Origin of the sequence: Brooklawnia sp. (assembly GCF_032229645.1) — a bacterium.
Classification (GTDB): domain Bacteria; phylum Actinomycetota; class Actinomycetes; order Propionibacteriales; family Propionibacteriaceae; genus Brooklawnia.
Window position 1 is genome coordinate 1 of sequence record NZ_JAVTWX010000098.1, and the last position, 6,247, is coordinate 6,247.

The following is a 6,247-nucleotide window of genomic DNA, read 5'->3' on the forward strand; positions in this document are numbered from 1 at the left end:
GAACGATCCGGACGCCTCGGCAGTGGCGGCAGTGGCCTGGGTTGCCGCGAGCGCGGTAGGGATCTCTGTGGTGCAGGTGCTGACCCGGAGGTTCGCGGCCAAGCGGTACCGCAATCTCGGGCGCTGATCCAGCCAGTGAACATTGGCTGCCCGGCCGCTCAGCCATTCGAGGCTGATCGGCCGGGCAGCTTGTCTATTGCCGACTTTGGCGCGGATGATGTCCGCGCGCTGAGATGGAGCTTCGTCGCAATAGAGCTATACGCAGTCAACGCAGTAGTCGAGGCCGCCGCGAGTCTCGGCCAGCTGACTGCGATGCTTCACCAAGAAGCAGGACGCACAGGTGAACTCGTCGGCTTGACGAGGCAATACGCGGACGGTCAACTCTTCGTGGGACAGATCTGCGCCCGGAAGCTCGAAAGCCTCGGCCGCCTCTACCTCGTCCTCGTCAACCTGGCCGGACTGCTTGTCGTTGCGGCGGCTCTTGAGCTCTTCGAGCGAATCTTCACTCATCTCCTCATCGGACTTACGAGGAGCGTCGTAGTCAGTAGCCATGGTGCCCTTCCGAATGTGATGCACTTCACTTGCCATGCACGGCCACCCATGTGGCTGTCGATGCATGTTGTACCATACCGGCACAAATCCAATCCAGCTGACCCCGATCCCCAGTGCCCAAGGCGGCGCGGCACGAAGACGAGCATTGGGCTTGAGGGGTAGGTTTACGTGGCAAGGATAGGGCGTGTTCGCGCGTCCAACAAGCAACTCGACACCAGGGAGACCGGCGAATGGAAAGCGCACTGACACCGCGCGAGATTCAATCCCGGATACGGGGCGGGGAATCCCTCACCGATGTTGCGCAGGCCGCCGGAGTTTCCGTTGAGCAGATCGATGTGTATGCGGGTCCTGTTCTGGCAGAACGCGAGCATATGGCGACGATGGCCCGGACCTCCCAGGTTCGCAGGCATCGTGAATCGGGTGGGCAGCGGTTCCTCGGCGAGGTGGTAGCGGATGCATTGGTCGCCGATGGCATCGCTGCGGAACAGATCCGGTGGGATTCATGGCGCGACGAGAACCGCCGCTGGACGGTGCAGGTCAGTTGGCCGGCCGACGGCGCCGAACGGCACGCCGAATTCGACTATGACCAGCGCGGACGCTATTCGACGGCGAAGGACGCCGCCGCCAAGACGCTGATCGGCGAACAACCTCAGCGGACCAGACGTCCGGGCACCGCGAATCCCGATGCGGAGCCGACGGTCGATCTGCACGATGAGTTGGCGATCGTACGGGTCGTTCAAGACGCCGCCGGACCGCCCGCCGTGCTGCCCGATGTTCCGGCGGCACGTATCATCAAGCTGCCCGGCAACGGCCAGAATCCCGCCTCCGACGACGAGCCCGACGACTATTCGGATGCCGAACTCGAACAGTTCGACGGGGTCTACGACATCGTCCCGAACCCGCGCTCCGACATGGATGTGCTCTATGACATGCTGTCGGGGTTCAACGAGGATTCGGTACGCATCTACACCGGGCTCACTCAGCCGGTCAGTACACCGCCCGATCCGGATCCGGCTCCCGAGCGGGAGTTCAAGCAGCTGTCCGCCAGTAGGTCGGCGCCGAGCGATCCCCGATCGCGGCGGCGAGCGAAACACCTCTCCGCTTCCTGGCCCGACGATGCTTCGGACGCAGCCCCGGCCGACGAGCAGCCGGCCGAACCCGATGAACAAGCCGGCTCGGCCAAGCCCATCCGCAATCCTCGGTCCACTGCCATCACGCCGCAGCCCGCGACTGACCAGAGCGTCCGGACCGCTCCTGGTCACAAGCCCGCCCGTCCCAAGGCCACGATTGCACCGACCGAGCCCGAACAGGAAGCCCTGGTGAGCGATGCGGAGGCACGTACGGAGCCTGCGCCCAAGCCGCGCAAGCGCCGCAAGCGAGCCGCAGTGCCCACCTGGGACGAGATCATGTTCGGGGCACCTCCGCCCTCAGACCCCTCGAATCCGTAGGCTATGGCGTCCGGGCACCTCAGGCGGTCGCCAGCTGATCGGCCAGCAACGGGACGCGCATCTCTTCGGGAGTGAGCGAGCCGTGCTGGCCCACCAATGTCAGTTCGCCCGGACGGGTCAGCGTCATGATCGCCCAATCGTCCAGCAGGGCAACCAGCACGTTTCCGATGCGATCGCGCATGCACTCATCGACGACGCCGAACCAGCCCTCCTCGATGGCCTCGCCCCGGGTGCGGACGACGGCCCGCTCCCCCAGCCAGCGCCGCCAGCGGACCGCGACCTCATCCGGGCGGTCGGTATACAGCTGGCGCAGTCGGCCCTCTCCTCCGATCAGACTGAGACCGTTGAGCAGCCCCGGCGTGTCCTCGATGATCACCTGATGGTTGCTCGGCACATCGACCATGCCGTGGTCACCGGTGATCAGCAGGCAGGTGCTCGGATCGAGCGCACTGCGCAACTGCTCGATCCAGGCATCGATCTCGTCGAGAGTCTGGTTCCATTCCTCCGAACCGCAGCCAACGCTGTGGCCGGCATGATCGAGCCGGCGTTCATAGACGTAGACCAGCGATCGGCTAGCTGAGCGGGAGGCCGCGACTGTCTGCTCGATGCGGCGGTCGGCGTCTTGTTCATCGGGCAGACCGAAGAACCGGGGACCCCGAAGCGCGGCCTGGGTCAGGCCCGAGGCTTCGAACTTGTCGAGCGAGACGGTGCTCACCGCGATCTGAGGATGGCAGGCGAGTCTCTCGAACCAGGTGGGTTGCGGCTGAAAGACGAAGGGGTCCAGTCGGTCGTCCCAGAGCAGCGCGTTGATGATCTCGCCGATCGCACGGAATGAATAGCCCACGATGCCGTGGCGTCCCGGGACCGTGCCGGTGCCGATGGTGGTCAGCGAGGTGGCCGTCGTCGAAGGCACCGCGCTTGTCAGCGCGAGGGCGTCGTCGAGCAGGGTTTCGAGATAAGGCGCACGGAAGCGCTGACTTTGCAGCAGCTCGTGACCCAGCCCGTCGACCATGACCAGGACATAGCGATCCGCGTGCGGGATACCCAGCACGTCTCGGCAGTCGTCCGCAACCCCGGACGATCCGCCCAGCAGATGCGCCGCGATAGCGGGAAGCACCTCGGCGAGCGTGGATTTGCCGTAGTCGGGAAGCTGAATGGGGCCCACTGTCAGCGCACCCGCTGCTGCAACGCTGTCCCGAATGCCACGAGCATCGCCACGTTGCCGGCACCGTCGGAGACCGGACTCATCCGGATCACCATGTCCTCGGCGACGTCCGAGCCTTGGAATCCGTGATCGGCGGTACACGATGGGTCGCCACAGCTCGCCGGTTCGATCTCAATCCTGCGCACAGTGTTCCAGCTGAGCGTCAGCCAGGTCTCGACCGTCTCCGCACCCGCACTGCCGAACTTCTCCGGCTTGGACACCACCCGAGTGAGCGCAATCGCACCCAGCAACCGCAACGGCACCGACTCCGTGGAACTGATCGCGGTATTCCCTGCGGGATCGTCTGCGTGCTCATCGGTGTGGCTGACGATCAGCCTGGTCGCGGTGAGCACTAGCACCGACAGATGACGTCCGATGCCTTCGGGGGCGAATGTTGCCTCGTGGTGGACGAGAAAGGCATCCACCGGTTCGCTTCCGACGGTCAATGCAACCGAGTCTGTGACCAGCTGCGGAAAGAATCCGCAGTCGTTGATCTGGGTCAGCAGGGATTCCGGCAGCTGGCCGGGGCCGGTCTTCGCGTCTCGCCTCACCCCATCATCTTGCCACTAGACCACCGGGTGTATGTTCACGGTTCCACGCGATGCCGGGCGATAGCTACTCTGGAGCCCATGGAGTCGCAACAGTTCGTCGGTACCCGAATCGACGACTTCATCACCCGCCGAGTCGTTCGCTTCCTGCGTAAGCGGGGCTGGCGCGAAACGATCATCCCATTCACCGGATACGGCAGCGCGGACCACGTGCGGGTGCTCGGCCGGCTGGTCTTACGGCCGGTCAAGGCCCGGAGCTATATCGGGATGTACGCAGAGGCCTTCCTGCATCAACGCGGCTGGCGCAATTTCGTCACCGCCCCGGTGCCACGCAGGCCAGTGACCGTGAAGGTCGGCGACGAAGAACTCGAACTCGTCACCGATCGCAGTGGCTATATCGACGTGACGGTGAAGACATCGGCACTCACCGATAGCTGGCAAGGAGTCACGCTTAGTACCGACGAGGCCACCGCGACGCCGGTCCCGGTGCAGGTGGTGCCCGCAGATGAGCAATTCGGGCTGATCAGCGACATAGACGACACCATCTTGTCGACCTGGCTGCCGCGCGCCCTGCTTGCGGCATGGAACTCGTTCGTCCTCACCGAAGGCAACCGCCAGGCCGTCCCCGGCATGGCCAGGATGTATCAGAAGCTGCTCGCCGAGAACCCGGGCGCCCCGATCGTCTACGTGTCGACCGGGGCATGGAACACGTTGCCCTTCCTCAGCCGGTTCATGAAGCGGCACGGTTTTCCGGATGGCCCGATGCTGTTGACCGATTTCGGTCCGACGCAGACGGGCTGGTTCCGCAGCGGCCCCGAGCACAAGCGGCGAGCACTCGCCGAACTGGCTCGCGACTTCCCGAACATCCGGTGGCTGTTGGTCGGCGATGACGGCCAACACGATCCGGCGATCTACCGCGAGTTCGCCGAACTGCGACCCGGGCATGTGCGGATGATCGCGATCAGGCAGCTCTCGTCCACCGAGCAGATCCTGGCGCACGGCACCGCCACCGTGCTGCGCGATTCGGCGGATCTGAGCTGGCAGCCCGCAGTGGTCACCGAGGTGTCGGGCACCGATGGAGACGATCTCGGCCCACAGGTGTGGCGGGCCCTCGAATCCGGCCGGTCCGACTAGGGTGTGCATGTCGCACAGGGAAAGCTAGCAGGAGAAGTCGTCGCTCTATGGCAACCAAGACACCGGCTGATGTCGAAGAGTTCGAAGAACGCATCATCGACATTGACGTCTCGTCCGAAATGGAGACCAGCTATCTCGAGTATGCCTATTCGGTCATCTATGCTCGGGCGCTGCCGGACGCCCGCGACGGCCTGAAGCCGGTTCAACGGCGCATTCTCTACACCATGTACGACATGGGACTTCGTCCCGACAAGCCACATGTCAAGTGCGCGCGCGTTGTCGGTCAAGTGATGGGTCTGCTGCATCCGCACGGTGACTCAGCGATTTACGACGCACTGGTGCGGCTCGGTCAGGACTGGTCGATGCGGCTGCCCACCATCGACGGACACGGCAACTTCGGCTCCTTGGACGCGGGCCCGGCGGCTTACCGGTACACGGAGTGCCGCCTGGCGCCCGCAGCGCTGGCGATGACCGCCGGCATCGAATCCGACACGGTCGACTTCCGGCCGAACTACGACGGCAAAGAGCTAGAGCCGTCCGTACTGCCCTCCGCCTTTCCGAATCTGCTCGTCAACGGCGCCTCGGGGATTGCGGTCGGAATGGCCACCAACCTTGCCCCGCACAACCTGATCGAAGTTGTCGGAGCGCTGAAGCACCTGCTCGCGAACCCGGACGCCGATCTGGACGCGCTGATGCGCTTCATCCCCGGACCCGACTTCCCGACCGGCGGGACGATCATCGGTCTGAATGGTGTGAAAGACGCCTACGCGACCGGACGCGGATCGTTCAAATTGCGCGCAGCCTGCCGGATCGATCAGGTGAGCCCGCGTCGCAAGGGCATCGTCGTCACCTCGCTGCCCTACGGGGTGGGCCCCGAGAAGATCATGGAGCAGATCAAGGATCTGGTCACCCGCAAGAAGCTCTCTGGTATCGCCGATGTCAAAGATCTCACCGATCTGAAGCACGGCACCCGGCTGGTGATCGAGATCAAGAACGGCATCAACCCCGATGCGCTGCTCACCCAGCTGTTCAAGCTGACCAAGCTGGAAGACACGTTCGCGATCAATGCGGTTGCACTGGTCGATGGACAACCGCGGACACTGGCCCTGATCGAGATGCTGCGGGTCTATCTCGACCACCGTATCGAGGTCACTCTGCGGCGCACTCGACATCAGCTGCGCAAGGCAACGGACCGGCTGCACCTGGTCGAAGGCATGCTGCTGGCGCTGCTCGATATCGACGATGTGATCGCCATCATCCGCAGTTCGGACGATGTGTCAGAAGCCCGGACCAGGTTGATGGAGACATTCGAGCTGACCGAGGTGCAGACGAACTACAGCCTTGATCTGCAATTACGCCGG

5 protein-coding genes and 1 pseudogene are annotated in these 6,247 nt (G+C 64.1%); 3 read left to right on the top strand and 3 right to left on the bottom strand.

Annotated elements, in window-relative coordinates:
* Positions 1-255: 255 nt before the first annotated feature.
* A complete protein-coding gene (locus tag AAFP05_RS07390; RefSeq protein WP_286024288.1) occupies positions 256-552 on the bottom strand; it encodes a DUF4193 domain-containing protein in 297 nt (98 codons plus the stop codon).
* Between the two features lie 191 nt (positions 553-743).
* On the opposite strand from AAFP05_RS07390, the pseudogene sepH reads away from it, so the two are divergent.
* Positions 744-2,000: pseudogene (gene sepH, locus AAFP05_RS07395) on the top strand (septation protein SepH); the annotation flags it as partial.
* 19 nt (positions 2,001-2,019) lie between these two features.
* On the opposite strand, the gene AAFP05_RS07400 reads toward sepH, so the two are convergent.
* Together AAFP05_RS07400 and AAFP05_RS07405 are read right to left on the bottom strand one after the other, a co-directional pair.
* The gene (locus AAFP05_RS07400; RefSeq protein ID WP_341729218.1) at positions 2,020-3,165 is read right to left on the bottom strand and encodes a nucleotide pyrophosphatase/phosphodiesterase family protein; all 1,146 of its coding nucleotides are present in this window, start codon (positions 3,163-3,165) and stop codon (positions 2,020-2,022) included.
* A gap of 2 nt (positions 3,166-3,167) precedes the next feature.
* Entirely contained in the window at positions 3,168-3,755 is a 588-nt protein-coding gene (locus AAFP05_RS07405; protein WP_341729219.1) for a DUF5998 family protein, read from the bottom strand.
* A gap of 78 nt (positions 3,756-3,833) precedes the next feature.
* Between AAFP05_RS07405 and AAFP05_RS07410 the strand changes: the two genes are divergently transcribed.
* Both AAFP05_RS07410 and AAFP05_RS07415 read left to right on the top strand, forming a co-directional pair.
* Complete coding sequence (locus tag AAFP05_RS07410) at positions 3,834-4,886, top strand: phosphatase domain-containing protein (protein ID WP_341729220.1); 1,053 nt, start codon at positions 3,834-3,836, stop codon at positions 4,884-4,886.
* Between the two features lie 47 nt (positions 4,887-4,933).
* Positions 4,934-6,247, top strand: a 1,314-nt coding sequence (locus tag AAFP05_RS07415) for a DNA topoisomerase (ATP-hydrolyzing) (protein ID WP_341729221.1), incomplete at its 3' end; no start/stop codon positions are given.

Bases quoted from the DNA above. Each gene is read 5' to 3' on its own strand.
- AAFP05_RS07390 (WP_286024288.1), bottom strand. From the start codon at position 552: ATGGCTACTGACTACGACGCTCCTCGTAAGTCCGATGAGGAGATGAGT.
- AAFP05_RS07410 (WP_341729220.1), top strand. From the start codon at position 3,834: ATGGAGTCGCAACAGTTCGTCGGTACCCGAATCGACGACTTCATCACC.